Annotated in this window: 11 protein-coding genes; all 11 read left to right on the plus strand. The window is 38.6% G+C overall.

What is annotated here, in order from left to right; all coding sequences use genetic code 11:
* The first annotated feature begins 152 nt into the window (after nt 1-152).
* The 11 genes from QZL88_RS15460 to QZL88_RS15510 all read left to right on the plus strand — a co-directional run bounded on the left by QZL88_RS15460 (nt 153) and on the right by QZL88_RS15510 (nt 17,515).
* Nucleotides 153-1,424 (plus strand): IPT/TIG domain-containing protein, encoded by a 1,272-nt coding sequence (locus QZL88_RS15460; RefSeq protein WP_296942553.1) that lies wholly within the window; start codon nt 153-155, stop codon nt 1,422-1,424.
* Between the two features lie 48 nt (nt 1,425-1,472).
* Nucleotides 1,473-4,547 (plus strand): TonB-dependent receptor, encoded by a 3,075-nt coding sequence (locus tag QZL88_RS15465; protein WP_296942555.1) that lies wholly within the window; start codon nt 1,473-1,475, stop codon nt 4,545-4,547.
* 13 nt (nt 4,548-4,560) lie between these two features.
* Entirely contained in the window at nt 4,561-6,546 is a 1,986-nt protein-coding gene (locus QZL88_RS15470; RefSeq protein ID WP_296942558.1) for a RagB/SusD family nutrient uptake outer membrane protein, read from the plus strand.
* A gap of 24 nt (nt 6,547-6,570) precedes the next feature.
* Entirely contained in the window at nt 6,571-7,479 is a 909-nt protein-coding gene (locus tag QZL88_RS15475; protein ID WP_296942560.1) for a DUF4361 domain-containing protein, read from the plus strand.
* Between the two features lie 618 nt (nt 7,480-8,097).
* Complete coding sequence (locus tag QZL88_RS15480) at nt 8,098-8,706, plus strand: RNA polymerase sigma-70 factor (protein WP_296942562.1); 609 nt, start codon at nt 8,098-8,100, stop codon at nt 8,704-8,706.
* A gap of 51 nt (nt 8,707-8,757) precedes the next feature.
* Nucleotides 8,758-9,801, plus strand: a complete 1,044-nt coding sequence (locus QZL88_RS15485) for a FecR family protein (RefSeq protein WP_296942564.1) — start codon at nt 8,758-8,760, stop codon at nt 9,799-9,801.
* A gap of 170 nt (nt 9,802-9,971) precedes the next feature.
* Entirely contained in the window at nt 9,972-13,325 is a 3,354-nt protein-coding gene (locus QZL88_RS15490; protein ID WP_296942566.1) for a TonB-dependent receptor, read from the plus strand.
* A gap of 14 nt (nt 13,326-13,339) precedes the next feature.
* Complete coding sequence (locus QZL88_RS15495) at nt 13,340-15,121, plus strand: RagB/SusD family nutrient uptake outer membrane protein (RefSeq protein WP_296942568.1); 1,782 nt, start codon at nt 13,340-13,342, stop codon at nt 15,119-15,121.
* Nucleotides 15,122-15,142: 21 nt separating this feature from the next.
* A complete protein-coding gene (locus QZL88_RS15500; RefSeq protein WP_296942570.1) occupies nt 15,143-15,919 on the plus strand; it encodes an endonuclease/exonuclease/phosphatase family protein in 777 nt (258 codons plus the stop codon).
* A 7-nt stretch (nt 15,920-15,926) separates the two neighbouring features.
* Nucleotides 15,927-16,715, plus strand: a complete 789-nt coding sequence (locus QZL88_RS15505; protein WP_296942572.1) for a hypothetical protein — start codon at nt 15,927-15,929, stop codon at nt 16,713-16,715.
* 8 nt (nt 16,716-16,723) lie between these two features.
* Nucleotides 16,724-17,515: an endonuclease/exonuclease/phosphatase family protein gene (locus QZL88_RS15510; RefSeq protein WP_296942574.1), complete on the plus strand. Its 792-nt coding sequence runs from the start codon at nt 16,724-16,726 to the stop codon at nt 17,513-17,515.
* Nucleotides 17,516-17,518: the final 3 nt, after the last annotated feature.

Raw genomic sequence — 17,518 nt, forward strand, 5'->3', positions numbered from 1 at the left:
AGGCCCATGTTATCTCTTAATTTCTGATTCGACAACTAACAGACCATATATAATATTTTCTTAAAACTGATAACAAGCAATTTATAGAAAAACACAAAGTCCTATTGTTGTCATTAAGAATAAATACTAAATCTAATTTAACTTAATTGCTTATGAAAAAAACAATTTTAGCAATCTTAATTATCTATCTGGGTCTAAATGTATCTTGTAAAGATGATAATGCAGATCCCGGAAAAATCTATGATCCTAACAAGGAAATGAGAATTAGTTCTTTCGTTCCCGATTCGGGAGGGGCTCGTACCCAGATTGTTATCGATGGTATCAATTTTGGAAGCGATACGTCTCTGATTCGTGTCGAGTTTAGTGACAAGAGGATTCCGGCTACAGTTATTGGAGCCAATGGAAGTTCTATTTATTGTCTTGTTCCTCCCGGACAACCGGATGGAAAGAATGATATATATGTAAAAATTGGAAATCAGGAATCGCATCTTTCTGATAAAAAATTTCGCTATGTTGTAAAAGAACAGGTATCCCTTGTTACGGGACAGCCCGATAAAGGAGGTGATACGGATGGTTCTCTGTCTACTGCTCTTTTTAGAAGAATGTTTGCCGTATTTTGTGTCGATGGGGGCAGTCTCATTACATTCGGAGATGGTAACCCCCGTCTTATTTCACTTAAAGATAATACAGTTGTCACCTTACAAAACGGTGTGAGAATACTGAACGGATGTATGAGCAAAGATCGTAAAACTGTGTATGGAGTCACCTTAAGCTATCCTCATGCTTTGTATAAGTATAGGAAAGAAGCTTTATGGAGACCTGAATTGGTAACCTCTACCATTAATATAGATAAAGATTTGTTTGCCTGTACTCTCGATGATACTGAAGAGTGGATATATTTCTATGTAACATTGAATGCCGAGGTGTGGAAAATGAAACTCGACGATCCTTCTAATATTAAAAAAGTATGTAGTGTCGGAAGTTCTGTAGGATATTGGGGTGGTATAACTTATAGCCATTTTGAAGATTGCTTTTATATCGGAGGATTTGACTTATCAGGTATTTATCGGATAAGTAAAGATGGAAGTAAGGTTGATAATTATGCGGGATTCCATGGCTTTAACTATAATGATGGCCTGGCTAAAGATGCAGGTATACCTCATCCTGCCGGTATAACCACAGATAAAGAAGGCAATATTTATTTCACTGATGTGCGGGCAGGTACTGTTAGACGTATCGACTACAAAACAAAAATTGTAACAACCATAGCAGGCCAACCTGATGTTCATGGAGATAAAGATGGCTTGCCTAAAGAAGCTACATTCAGGGATACTTATGGGATAAATATGGATGAAGAAGGAAACTTTTATGTGACAAGTTCTGCGGATTCTTTCGGTACAATCCGCAAAATAGCAATAGAGTAATTCGATTAATTACCAAATTTTTAATAAACCTATTGAATATAGCATAATATGAAATATTATATATTAATAATTATATTAATAGTCGGAGGTATGTTCTTTTCTCCGCTATCATCGCAAAATCAATCATCAAATAATCAAATACAAATTGATGGTATACTTATGGATGAACATGGTGAACCCTTGATTGGGGCAACCGTTTTACTTAAAGATAATCCTAATGTAGGAGTAACTACTGATGTAGATGGGCGTTTTTCTTTTGGAAATATTCCAGCAAATTCAGACATCATTTTTCGCTACACTGGTTATGAAGACTTAGTGCGAACATTTTCCAAGTCGGAATCGAGATTACGCATAGGGCTTAAGGTAAAGACAACCTTAATGAATGATGTGGTGATTACTGGCCGTGGAACTGCCCGGAAAGTTTCTGTAACAGGCTCTATTACTACAGTTGAGGTTGATGATCTGCAGGTCCCGAATGTATCATTGACTAATATGTTGGCAGGACGTGTTCCCGGTATTATCGCGGTACAGCGTAGTGGACAACCCGGACGTGGCTCTAATTCTGAATTCTGGGTAAATGGTATAAGTACATTCGGTGCCAATGCCAGTGCCTTGGTACTTATTGATGGTGTAGAAGGCGATCTTAACGATGTTGATCCTGCAGATATAGAAAGCTTCTCGGTATTGAAAGATGCCTCGGCAACTGCTGTATACGGTGTGCGAGGAGCCAATGGAGTAGTAGTAGTAACTACCAAAAGAGGGAAAGCTGGTGAGTTGAAAATAAACTTTAAAGCAAATCTTACGATGTCTCAAAGTGCCCGAGAACAAAAATATGTAGGAGCTGCGGATTATGCACGATTAGCTAATGAAGCATGTTTTAATAGAGATTTAACACCAATATACACCAATGCGCAAATCCGATTATTCGAAACCGGACTTGACCCTGATCTATACCCGGATGTAAATTGGGCGGATGAAATATTAAAAGACAGGACCTATAACAGTCAGCAGTTTTTGAGTGTATCGGGTGGTGGTGAAAATTCACGTTATTACCTGAGTATCGGGCATACAAATCAGACCGGGATATTTAAGCAGGATAAATCTGCAAATAAATATGATTCCAACCTCGACTGGCACAAATATAATTTCAGAGCTAATGTTGATGCCAATCTGACTAAGTCTACCTTACTGGGGTTGAATATAGAAACGATAATGACTACAGATTATGGACCTAATATCGGAGATTCAAATGACCTATGGAAACAACAGGCGATGTTGCCTCCGGGACTTATCCCTGTTAGATTTTCGACAGGGGAACTGAGCGGCATTGGAATTCAGGCCGATCAAATGACTCCTTATGTATTGTTAAATCATAGCGGATATAAAAAACAGAAAGATGTAAGATCGAAAGTTGTGCTAAGTCTGAACCAGAAACTGGATATGCTGACCGAAGGTCTATCATTTACTGCATTGTATTCTATCACACATTATAATGCAGTAATAGAGACACGTGAAAAAAGACCTGAATTATACCGTTCGAACGGACGGAACAACGATGGCTCTTTACGATTGGTTCGAACTGCGGATCTGGTTCAACCCAAACCGGGAAAAAGCTCGGCGACGTGGCGTTCCGATTATATGGAAGCATCGTTGCATTACAATCGCCTTTTTGGAGATCATCGTATAGGCGGACTTTTACACGCATACAGGCAGGAAGATACTAACAGCGATAACAATGGGAACTTTGATGCCGTAATTCCAGTTCGTTATCAAACAATCTCAGGGCGGGTAACATATGGATTTAAAGATACATATCTTGCCGAATTCAATATTGGGTATTCAGGTTCCGAAAATTTCAAACCCGGACATCAGTATGGATGGTTTCCAGCTCCGTCTATAGGTTGGATACCGACAAATTATGAATTTATGAAAGAAAATGTTCCGTTCTTATCTTTTTTGAAACTAAGGGCATCATACGGGATTGTAGGAAACTCAAAAATAGAAAATCGCAGGTTTCCTTATCTAAGTGTCATCCAGTCAGGCTCCAGTTCTTGGGGATCTTCATGGATAGAAGGGACTGCAAGTTCTGATAATATTACCTGGGAAAAGACCAAGAAGACCAATTTGGGGTTGGATGCGAAATTACTGAATGAAAGTATAGATATTACCGCGGACTTTTTCAGATCGAAAGTAGAAGGAATATTCCAGGAACGCCAAAACATTCCGAATGAAGTCGGTGCCGGTGTACCCATGGGAAATGTTGGTTCTATGAAGTCGTGGGGTATGAGTGGAAATATAGCATGGACTCAGACTATCAATAAAGATATGTTTTTTACATTAAGGAGCAATCTGACTTTTTCCCGAAATGAGGTTACACATTACGAGCAAGCGGGAGTTAATTACCCTTACCAGTCATTTGTGGGTTATCCATGGGATGTTAAAAGAGGGTTGGTTGCGCTGGGCTTATTTAAGGATGAAGATGATATTCGCAGTAGTCCGAAGCAGGAGTTTGGCTCGGAAATCAGACCGGGAGATATTAAGTATCAAGATGTAAATGGAGATGGTATTATCAATAACGAAGACCAGGTTCCTTTGTCTTACGCAAATGTGCCGCAACTACAATATGGCTTTGCAGCTTCTTATACATGGAAGAACCTTTCTGTAAGCGCATTTTTTAACGGAGTGAGTCGTGTAAACTTCTTCTACGGAGGCCCCGGTTATTATCCTTTCGAATCCGGAGATAGAGGAAATGTATTAACCATTGTCAACAATCAGAATGATCGTTGGATACCTTCCGAATATTCGGGTAACCCTTCAACCGAAAATCCAAATGCGCGTTTCCCGAGGTTAACTTATGGGCGAAATGATAATAATAACAGGGCTTCGACATTTTGGTTGGCAGATGGACGATATCTGCGTCTGAAGAATGTTGAAGTAAGCTATTCATTGCCGTCTAAGTGGTTGAAAAACATATATGTAAAGTCGGCTACAATTAGCCTGATTGGAGATAATCTGGCCGTTTGGGATAAGGTGAAACTATGGGATCCTGAAACAGCATCTGGAAATGGAACCGCGTACCCACTGCAGCGGACTTATACTATACAATTGAATCTTAATTTTTAAAGTATCGGAACAAATGAAAAATATAAAAAAGTCTTTCGGAATAGCGATCATAAGCCTATTTCTTTTACTGACTGTAAACTCATGTAACGATTATCTGGATATCGACGAATACATATATGATTTACCAACATTAGATACTGCGTTTAACAGTAAAAAGAATCTTATAAGTTTTGTAAATGGTGCGGCGACATGGCTGCCAAATGAAAATACATTCTATTACAGTCCGGACGATTTGCGGGCAAGAGCACTTCCTTTTCAAGGTGCCTCTGATGAGAACTTCTCTTCATGGAATGACGCGGCACATCCTTTCATGCCATTTCTTTTGGGATTTGAAACACAATACACGGAAAGTAGCAACAGATATGTGGATATGTATAAAGGTATACGCGCGGCTAATCTTATACTGCAACGCATAAATGAAGTGCCTGACCTTACAGATATTGATATCCGTAATTATACAGGTGAAGCTTATTTTCTGAGAGGCTATTATTATTTTATGCTCTTTCTGCAATACGGGCCAATTCCAATTCTATCTGAAACACCGCTGGACATAAATGGTAGTGCAGAATCCCTCACATATGAAAGAAGTAGCTATGATGATTGTGTAGAAGCAATATGCAGTGATATGGAAAAAGCTTCAGCTTATCTTCCTCAAGACTTTAGCACCACACAGCCATACCGGCCTACTTCAGGAGCGGCTTTAGCTGTTATGTCTCGCTTGAGATTAATAGCAGCCAGCCCCTGGTATAACGGAAATACCAGATATTCTAACTGGCGACGGTCGGATGGTACACACTTTATATCGCAAACAAACGACAATAGAAAATGGGCAGTAGCTGCTGTTGCGGCTTTACGGATTATCGAGTCGAAACGTTATAGTATTTATACATACAAAAAACTGGCGGATTCACCGGTGCTAGACCCTTCTGTATCCAAGCAGGATTACCCTGATGGTGCAGGGGATATAGACATCTTTCGTTCTTATTCCGACCTGTTTACAGGAGAAGTACCTCTTATGAATAATAAAGAATCGATTTGGGCTGAAGCCAACAGTGACTGGACAAGTAAAGAGGCAACCCCCGTATTCTTGGGAGGACACAACAGCTTGAATATTACACAAGGTGGCGTGGATGCTTTCAGAAGGAAAGATGGAACAGATCCGCGGACGGATGTTAGCAGTCCGTATTATATACCAGCTGATCAAGTATCAGAGCCCATTGGATATGAACAGGAATTTAGTGGATATGCACTGAAGTCCGCAGCGCCTAAAATGTATAATAATATGGAGATGCGTTTTTATGCTTCAGTCGGTTTTTGTCATCGTTTTTGGAAATGTTTGGGTTATCAGGGCTCGGGAGGCTATAAGAATGTTGAAGTAACTTATTACTCAGACGGAAATGCCTATCCTCACGAATCTCAGAAATTAAATTTCAATTATAGCGGATATACACTTGTCAAATATATAAATCCGTCAGACAGTAGAATAAGCGGGACAGTAATTGTGCCCAAAACATTCTCAAAATATCGTTATGCCGAAGTATTATTGAATTATGCAGAGGCGCTTAATGAAATTAACGAAACACATACTATTGATATAGATAATAAGCAATACACGATATCCAGAAATTTAGCTGAAATAAAGTCGGCTCTAAATCAGATACGATACCGTTCAGGCCTTCCGGGACTAAAAGATTCCGATATTGCCGATCAGACTGCTGCCCGTAAAATTATTAAGCGGGAACGACAAGTCGAATTTTTCTGTGAAGGACGCCGTTATTTCGATTTGAGGCGATGGGGAGATGCACAGGATGCATACGATAAGAGAGTAACCGGAATGAATGTTTATCAGCCTTCATCCAATCGTAAAGAATTTTTTAAAGAAACAGAACTTATTACTCCATTGGCAGCAAGAAAATTTTCATTAAAAAATTACTTCTGGCCTATCCCTTACAGTGCAATGAAGCAGAACCCAAAATTAGTTCAAAATCCAGGTTGGTAAGACAACTGTTAAAAGAGTTAGAATATGAAAAAATTAAATATTTTATTAAGCTACTTGATTCTTATAATAATAGTGGTAGGGGGTACCGGCTGCGAACAAGAGAATCCGATTGATAAGGAGCAATATATGAAGCAGGTTTCTATCGTTGGTGCACAGCATAATAGCAATGGATATACAACTTTTGACCTTAATTGTAAAGATGAAGGCTATGCACAGGCGTTTATTTCAGTTGCTGTATCAGGCACTCTGCCTCCGGATAGAGATATAGTTGTAAAACTTACTGATGATATTCCCGGGGTTATAGACGAATATAACCGTGTATATGTATCTTCCAGTGCTATAAAAAATCGTCTTATGCCTTCTTCTTTTTATGAAATAAGTGATTTTACTACCACGATAAAAGCAGGGGGGACTTACGCACGATTACCCATTAATATTCGATCTGTCGACTTAGAATGTGACTCTATTTATGCACTGCCTTTCAAAATAATGTCTGTATCCGAGTACGATTACAGAAGAGTAGACACAGTGTTGATTATGGCTGTAAATTTGATCAATGAATATTCGGATAATTATAGATTCGATGCGTACCGGAGCACGGTGCAACCTGACGGTTCATTGACAGACAGTGTGGCTATGGGGAAAATATTGGCAGTAAAAGCCGTCAGCGAAAAGGTAGTTCGTTTCTTTGGAGAAGGTGTTACAGAAGAGAAAAATAATATTGCTGATTATTGTGTGACATTATCAGTAAAGGATGATAACACTTTGGATATAGGAGCATGGGATACTTCGAAACTAACAGTAAAAGATGGTAGTGGATATTACGATTCTAAAATGAGAATTTTCTATCTGAAATGGAATTATATCAGAGATGGAATTGAATATCAGGTAGGAGGGACTTTAGCTAATCAAAGAGGACAATCAGGAAATTAGAGGAAAATGCAATTGAAAGATTGATCGTTAGCTGATTATTAAAAAATCAAATTGAAAGAGGCTGAAAATTATAATTTTCAGCCTCTTTTTGTCTCATTATAAGAAACCTGGGTCTAATCGTTTTCTTCGTTTTATATGAATGCCTACCTTAAATTTTAATAGATGCCTACTAGTATATATTTACTTTATTTACCTATTGCATATACTGTGTGCAAAATAACAAGAGGCAGTATATATCAAGTTAAAGATAAAAGTAAAGTTTTTCTATTGAAGAAAAAAAACTAAATTTGAGACAATAAGCCAGAAGCCTGTTTCAATTTTATCCGGTTCAATTATTAGGAGCTATTTTATTTGACTTGTTTTTCTCTAAAGCAATAATTGTGAGTTGATTGGCTTTGCCAGTTTGGCAATTATGATGAACGAAAAACGAAGATTAGAAAAAAAAAAACGAAAAAGAGACTAAAAAGAAACTAAAAAGAAACGTCAAAAGATGGATAATGGAATACTTTTGCAGAGTCAAAAACAGGTACGAAGTAGATAAACCCAACGTGCAGTATCAGTCTCTTTTGTAAAAAACTATAACTAAGACAAGCTAAGCACAAAAGATATTTTTGCATCATGAATAAGGAGCAAGATCTGATAAAAGACTTAATTGCAGGAAAAGAGGATGCCTATAAGTATATATATGATCATCACTATCAAGCTTTATGTACATATGCTTATCAGTATGTGAAAGACGTTTATATAGCGGAAATGATTGTAGGGGATGTCATTTTCTCTATTTGGTCTAAACATGATAATCTGATAATCAATAGTTCTTTGCGCGGTTATCTGATGAGTGCAGTAAAGAACACGTCGATAAATTATCTGATAAGAGAGAAAAAAATGGAGATTATAAAATCAGAGATTCAGTCATCGATGGAAAAAAATACGGATGTACTGACTTATCTGGAAAATTCCCCATTAACAAAGCTGATAGAAAGAGAACTTGACCTGAAGATTAAGGATACCCTTGCAAATATGCCCGACTTAACCCGCAGGGTATTTGAGTTGAGTCGGTTTTCTGATATGAAGTATCATGAAATAGCACAGACTCTTGATGTTTCGGTAGATACTGTAAAATATCATATGAAGGCTGCATTGTCGCGTTTGCGAAACGATCTGAAAGACTATATAAATGTATTAATACCTTTCTTATTAATTTTAATGAAAAAAGATCTGTTTTGATTTACCCTTTTTTCATTTTGGTTTGTCTTTAATTATATAAGCAATATATAAATGGAAGAATACCACAATATAGACGAGCATAAGCTTACACTTATTATAGATTTTCTGGAAGGATCACTTTCGGAAAAAGATAATGATGAACTACAACTTTGGTTAGCAGAATCCGAACTCCATGCATCCTACTTTGAGGAAATAAAAAAAATATACTATTCATTTGAATATATTAAGGAGAGCCAAAAATATGATAAAGACAAGGCTTTCGATCTTTTTAAAGAGCGCATAGCAGTATCTTCAAATGATACCAAAGAAGAAGATGCGCGAGTAAATATAATTGCAGAGAAATCATATAATAGAAAAACACTCTTAACCGTAGCCGGTATTGCTGCAACTATTGCTTTGCTCATAGGCTTTTCTTTCTCTTTTCTTCAGATGAAGTCAACGACCTCTTTCCAAAAAGATGTTACGGTAGAATCGCCTCCGGGACAAAAGACAAAACTCTTTTTGCCGGATGGAACATTGGTCTGGTTAAATTCGGGTACAAGAATAACGTATAATACCGATTATGGTGTGGATAACCGGAATATAAAAATGGATGGAGAAGCTTTCTTCGATGTGACGAGGAATGTAGAATTAAGCTTTAAGGTGGTAATTAATGATATACAAGTGAGTGTGCTGGGGACTTCGTTCGATGTTGAAGCCTATCAACGGGACAAGGAGATGTCAGTCTCTGTTATGACCGGGCAAGTCTCTGTAGGAAAGATAAATGACAAGATATTCGGAGTATTGAAGCCTAATGAAAAAATAGTTATAAATAAAGATAATAATAATTTTAAAATCCAAGCTTGTGATCCGGATATAGATGGTATATGGCGGCACGGACAACTCAAAATTATAAACGATCCTATGCCGGTAGTCATATCTAAAATGGAGCGTTGGTATGGTGTAAATATTACGGTGGAAGGTAAAATTTCGCACGAACACTATTGGATGACTATAAAAACAGAATCGCTAACAGAAATACTCGAGTTAATAAATAAGATAACACCGATTAATTATAAAATAAAGGGAGAGGAGGTGATCATCAGATATAAGTAGAGAGGGGAAAAAACGGGCTAAGAAACCCCAAATTTCTTAACCCGATTCAAGCAACAATTCGATTATAATACCACGCATAAATTGCTAAGAATAAATTCTTAGTAAAAGGTTATTATTCGATTGTCTGTTGCAAAGATAATAGTTTATTCAAAAATTTAACAATCTAAACTATGATAAAAACGACTAGATTTATCGCAATTTTGTCTTTTTTCGTGTTTTCTCTTTGTTCATTATCTTCAGTAGCAAATACAAATCAAACCTTATCGAAAATCAGCCTTGCTGGAGAGATGACACTTAAAGAGTTGACAACTCAGATAGAAAAGAAAACGAATTATACATTTGTTTTCAATTCATCGATTGATATGAACCAGCAAATTGCTGCAAATTTCAAAAATGAAACAGTATCGGCCATTTTGCAAAAAGCATTTGATGGCAAAGGTATTAGTTTCGAAATATTGAACAGACAAATAATCCTGAAGCCAGGCTCACAGCAGGCTCCTGCAAATAAAAAGACGATAAAAGGGACTGTGACAGATACCGAGGGAGAACCTCTGATTGGGGCCACAGTGAAAATAGTAGGAACAACTACTGCCACCTTAACGGATATAGATGGGAAATTCTCTATCGAAGCATCTGTAGGAGCAGTTTTGGAAGTTTCTTACGTGAGCTACCAGACAGAGTCGATAAAGATCAGGAATGAGGCCGAATTTAATATTATATTACAGCCTTTGGATAAGCTGCTGGATGAAATAGTGGTAGTTGGATATGGTACACAAAAGAAAATTAACCTGACGGGTTCTGTCGGTGTGGTCACACCCGAAGAACTGAATAAACGCCCGATCACTAATGTATCTACAGGTCTGCAAGGCTTGGTACCGGGTATGACTGTTACAGCCAGCGCAAACGGAGGTTTGCCGGGACAGTCTAATGCGTCGATACAGATCAGGGGTATTGGTTCTGTGTCCAATAATAGTCCATTGATACTCATCGACGGAGCTGAAGGCGATATGAATATTATCAACCCGAACGATATAGAAAGTATTTCTGTATTGAAGGATGCTGCTTCGGCGGCGATATATGGAAACCGTGCTGCAAACGGGGTAATATTGATTACTACCAAAAGTGTAAAAGGCGGCGAACGTGCCCCTCATATCAATATCAATTCCTATATAGGAATACAGCAGCCAACCAAAATGCCTAAAATGGCGGACAGCCCAACTTTTATGGCTTGGGAAAATGAGGCTCAGGCAAATATCGGAGGTAATCAGAACTATACAGCTGCGGATATACAAAAAGTTCTTGACGGTTCAGACCCTAATTATTATGCTAACACCGATTGGATAGATGCCGTATTTAAATCTTCGGCGCCGCAATACAATTTTAATGCAAGTGTAGACGGCAAAGCAAAGAATATGGGCTATCTGATATCTTACGGTTATCTTGATCAGAAGGGCTTGACTGTAGGGAAGTCGACCAGTTCACAAAGGCACAATGTCCGTTTAAAACTGAATACAAAAGTAGCGGATATATTTAATATTACGGCCAATATGGGATATATCGAGAGAAACTTTACGGCACCTAATGCTTCTTTTGATCTCACAGCAGGATCTTTGTATAATGCAATGAGAACCCGCCCGTTAGTTCCGGTTCGTTTTACTGACGGAAAATGGGGATACGGAGGAGGACAAAGTAACCAGGTTGCATATCTTACAGATGGCGGTGGTCAGAACTTCAGATCGAATGAGTTTACCGGTAACTTTACAGTAGAAGCAGCTATAATGAAAGGCTGGACGGCCTCTGCAAATTATATCACCCGTCAATCTAACAGTTTCAGGAATCTTTTTAGTAAAACTATTAATTTCTACTATCCGGATTCAGATGAAATATGGTATACAACCAATACACCAAACTCTATAGAGAACCGCGATTACAGGACTCTTAGCCAGAACTTATTTATTCAGACAGACTATAGTCTGAAAATCAAGGATCATAGCTTCCAGGTAATGTTAGGTTATCAGCAGGAATGGCAAAGGAGTGATCAGTTTAATGCTTCGAGAAAAAATCTGATCACGGAAAAAGATCCTGTCCTTGAATTCGGATCTGCCGATACTCAGGCAAATTCGTCTGCTGCCAGCCATTGGTCTATGCGTTCAGGATTCGGGCGTTTAAACTATGATTATAAGAGCAAGTATCTATTGGAAGCGAATCTTCGTTACGATTTAACGTCCCGCTTCGATAAAAGTTATCGTGGAGAATGGTTCCCTTCTTTCTCTGCCGGATGGCGTATTTCCGAAGAGAATTTTATGGAAAATTTCAGAAGCTTCCTGGATCAGTTAAAATTGCGCGGGTCATGGGGTATACTTGGTAATCAATATTCTACAGGTTCAGACCTCTACCCTTATCTTTCCCGTATAGGTTATGTGTCGGTACCGGCATTAGGAGCAGTTCCAAATGACGGGTATGCTGAGACTTACATAGGTAATCCTATGTTGCTGTGGGAAATGGTGCATACTACCAATATTGGATTGGATATCAATGTGCTGAACAATAAACTATCTTTCTCGGGAGACTATTATTTGCGAAAAACAAAAAGAATAATGTATACCCGTGAGCAGCCTGCAGTCGGAGGATTCCTAAAAGATATGGATGAAAATGGTGGCGAAATGGAAAATAAGGGATGGGAAATACAGGTAGACTGGAGAGATAAAGTAGGATCTGATATCAACTACGGATTAAGGTTTACTCTGGCTGATGTGAAAAATAAAATCACAAACTGGGAATCGGAAAAAATCGGAACATACACTATAACCAGACAAGGAGAAACATACAATGCATTTTATGGCTTGGTAGCCGATGGTATAGCCATGCCTACCGATTTTGAATATTATGATGCGGCAAGGGGTAAATATATGAATCCGAAGTTCCCTATTATGTCGGGTGATGCAGGGTTGGTACAACCTGGAGATATAAAGTATAAAGATTTTAATGGAGATGGTGCCATTGATTTGGATAATGACAGAAAAGTTGTCGGAAGCTCTCTCCCTCGTTATACATTTAGCCTGAAAGGTGATATAGAATATAAAGGTATTGATTTCAGCTTCTTGCTTCAGGGAGTGGGTAAAGTAGACGGATATATTTACGGGCCTGCACGCCATGCCTTTACCGATCAGTCGACATATCCTCAGACTTTCCATCAGGATCGTTACCAGGCGTCTAATCCGAATCCGAATGCAAAATACCCTCGTTTCACATATAATCAGAGTTATAACCAACGTTTTTCTACATTCTGGATTGAAGATGCATCGTATCTGAGAATGAAAAATATACAGATTGGTTATACATTGCCGGCAAAGTGGACAAAACATGTGAGAATAGACAAGTGCCGTTTCTATGTGTCGGCAGATAATCTGTTTACAATTTCCGACTATTTCTCTTCCAGCGATCCGGAAACTCCTATTCAGGGTGGAGGTAATTATCCTCAGATAAAAACTTTCGTATTTGGTGTAAATATAAGTCTTCATTAAAAACACATTTGATTATGAAAAAGAATATTACATACATCTTTATATTCGTATTTTCAGCTATACTCTTTTCCTGTAATGATGACTTTCTGGAAAAGGCTCCGTTAGATGAACTTACCGATGCTAATTTTTGGGAATCGGAGCTGCAGGTCAAAAACGCGGCAAATGGCTGTTACTGGACTTTGATAGGAAAAGATATGATGATTAATATCTCGGAAGGGTTGAGTGATAATGCTTTATGGTATACTCTCAGTGGCTGGAGACAGGTAGGTAGCGGATTGTATGGTTCGGATTTTTCTACATTGGACGGTCGTTATAAAGATGCATACAAGCAATTGAGACGCTGTAATTATTTTCTGGCAAATTATAAACGGGCCGAAGGTATTGTAGACTCTAAAAAACTGGAGCAATATGCAGGAGAAGTACGATTCCTGAGGGCGTTTATTTATTATTATCTTACATGTTTCTGGGGCGATGTACCATTTATTACAGAACCGTTACCTCCGGGTGATGACAGATTGTTTGATGCCCGTACTTCCCGCAGTCAAATAGTAGATTTTATGTTGGAAGAGCTGGATGCAGCCGCAAAAACTTTACCGCGGTATATAGAGCCCGCAACTACCAGTTTTGGCCGAATTTCAGGTGCTGCTGCAAAAGCAATGGAATCACGTGTTGCATTGCAAAATGAAAGATGGACTGTAGCAAAAGCAGCTTGCGAAGCTCTTATGCCGGGTGGAGAATATGCTTATCACGAACTATATACAACCGGACGTCCGAATCAGGACTATTTCGACTTGTTTACATTCGAAGGTAGGGCATCCCGTAAAGCCGCTAATAAAGAAGCTATTTTGTCCTATGTCTATAATTTTGATTTGCCATCTCCGACAAGACATAATTTGAGTCGCGAATTACAGGTTCCTGACCAGATTATAAGATTTAATGCAACCAAATCTATGGTAGATAGTTACCTGTGTACCGATGGTTTGCCTATCGAGAAATCAAAACTGTACAAAGGTGATGGAACATATACTCCGGCTTATAGTGCATATGATAGTGTATTCGTTAACAGGGATCCTCGGTTGAAACAGTCTTTTGTTTACCCCGGATACGACAAATGGTACGGGAAAGTAGACGGCAGAGGTACGGCAAATGCTGCCGAAGACGCATCTAAAACAAATATTTTCCGTTCACCTAAGTTCAATAATGACGGTAAAGGAGCTGTGACTTATACAGGTTACTATATTCGTAAATATTGTGAGCCATCGAAGGTTCCTCTTTACAATCAGGATGATAATGATATAGTTTTTATCCGTTACGGAGAAGTGCTTCTTAACTATGCTGAAGCCATGTTCAACTTGAATTCTTTGGATCAGGATGTTATTGATAAAACGATCAATAAATTGAGAGACAGAGTAGGGATGAAGAAAATGATCCTTACAGAATTGCAAAGTAACGGACTGGATCTGAAAACGGAACTTCAGCGTGAGCGCCGTGTGGAACTATTTATGGAAGGGCATCGCTGGTATGACCTTATGAGATGGAAACAAGGATACGAATTGGGAGTAGATAAATCGGAAACGCCTGATCGTCAGGAAAAAGGAATTATGAAAGGTATCCGTAAGGACTATGCTTATGATCCGGCAGTATTTTCAGCAACTACCAAATTTGATGATAAAGGATTCCTTATATTTGACGATTCCCGTGTTTTCTCAAGTCCTAAAAATTATCTGTTCTCACTTCCATACCGGCAGATGGAGTTAAATCCGAATCTGAAACCTAATAATCCGGGATGGGAATGACAATTATCAAAATAAATGATTATGACGAACAAAATTAGATATTTAATTATTTGTGCTTTGTTAGGATTGCTGGCCAATGGTATGCTTATGGCGCAGACATCATTCAGGCTGATGAATTTCAACACCCGCATGTCGGGGCAGATGGTTAATTATTCAGCTAAACCATTTGCAACTTTGATCAAGAAGCATAATCCGGACTTTATCATCTTGCAGGAAGTGGATTACTTTACTGTAAGAAATGGAGGGAAAGATTTTACAACAGAGTTGGCTGCGGAGATGGGGATGTTTTCCGCTTTTGGCCCGGCCATAGTTTATCAACAGGGGGAATATGGGGTTGCTATTCTGTCAAAATATCCGATACAGAAAATATCCAATAACCCGTTGACTAGCAGTTCTGCCGATATGAAAGAAAAGCGAACCGTTCTCTATATTGATGTAATATTACCCGGAAGCAACGAAAAAGTGCGGGTGGCGGCGACTCATCTCGACCATTCAACGGATAATGTGCGTTTAGATATGGCGCGCCAGTTGGACTCATATGTCGGAAATTCATTTCCTACTATATTGGCAGGGGATTTTAATGCCAAACCCGGAGAAAATGCTATTGTGCAGGGAATGTCTAACTGGCAACGGATTTGTAATAATTTCCCGACTTTCCCGGCAATTCCTACAAGTAAGATCGATTATATTTTTGCTAAACCTACAGGAAAATGGACTGTAAAATCCTATGAAATATTGAAAGAAACAGGGATTTCTGATCATTGCGCCTTGGTAACAGATGTTGAATATAATAAATAACCCGGATATGAAAGATTTAATAAAACTGATAGGAATACTGTTATCGGTGCTATTGTTTGCTTGTTCTTCCGATAGTGGTGATGACGGAGGCGATGGTGGTGGAGGCGGAAAGGATGATGTATGGGATAAGAACAGGACCGCCAAGGTTTTGGTGATATCCGATTTATCAGCAGGAAACCTCTTTCCAAATGCGAATTATAGTTCCGTGGTAAATAAGATAAAGGCAACAGAGCAAAATGCAATCTTGCTGAACAATACGAATGTTTCTTTTTCGGCTACGGAGATGTTGAATCCTGCTGCGAAAGTTGCGTATCAGTCTCTTTATATGCCTTATTTTGTCCCTGGAGGAAAAACCGGTAGCGAGTATCTGGGAAATACGATACTTCTCGGGCTGGCATTAAGTGATATGCAACAAACGGTTTTGACCACTGATTGTTGGATGTTTCAGGCAGAGATTCCATTTACTTCGTCATTGAAGATGAGGTTCTCTTCTGCTACTTTCACTTCAGATGATCAGATCGCAGCAGCCGTCAGTTCCATAAAGAATAACTTATTTGTTTCCACGTTGGTTGTCGGTACTGTTAAGAGATCTCTCACATCTAAATTAGAGTCGTCGCTAAGTACTGCTTTAACAAAAGATTCTTATATGCTGAATATTATAGACAATGCAAATAAATCGAGCGAATATTGTATATATATTCTTGGATCATCAAAATGGAAACTGAGAGACATGAGTGAAACTGCCATATCAGGAGATATTAAAAGCTTTCTTGTTCAGATTGAATTACTTAAATGAAAAGACAAATGAAGAAAATATTTGACTTTCGTATATATATACTGATAATCCTTTCTTTTTCAGCAGTGAATTCCCTGGCACAGGATAAAGTTCAGCTTAAAGTGTTGTGTTATAATCTCCGTTTTGGAGAATTGGCTTCATTAGAAGAATTTGCTGAATTTATAAAGAAAGAAAATCCTGATATCGTTGCCTTACAGGAGGTGGATGTAAATACTTCGAGAACAAGGGTGCCGCACCAGAATGGTAAGAATTTCATATCGGAACTGGCCTTTCGTACAGGAATGCTATCCCTTTACGGTAGAACAATCGATTACGCCGGCGGATATTATGGTATTGGTATACTTAGTAAATATCCTATCAGTCAGTCGCAGCGTATATTCTTACCAATGCCGGAAGGAGCAAAAGAGCGGCGGGCGCTTTTAACGGGAGAAGTAGAATTATCTGAAGGAAAATCAATCACTTTTGCCTGTACCCATCTCGATTATACAACCTCGGCAGTGAGAAGGGCACAAGTAGATTTCATTAATCAACAATTGATGAAGATTGAAACACCGATCATACTATGTGGTGATTTTAATGCCAAACCTGATTCGGATGAAATTGCCACTGGTATGAAAAACTGGATGCAGGTGAGTGCAATGGATTTTACGATTCCGGCCAAGAGCCCAAAATCTAAGATCGATTATATATTTTGTTATCCGGCATCTAATGTCTGGAAAATTGTAGACTCCTACACCCCGGTTACCCAGTTATCAGATCATTTACCGATTATCACGACGTTAACTTTAGAGACTAATTAATGA

Origin of the sequence: uncultured Dysgonomonas sp. (assembly GCF_900079725.1) — a bacterium.
Taxonomy (GTDB): domain Bacteria; phylum Bacteroidota; class Bacteroidia; order Bacteroidales; family Dysgonomonadaceae; genus Dysgonomonas.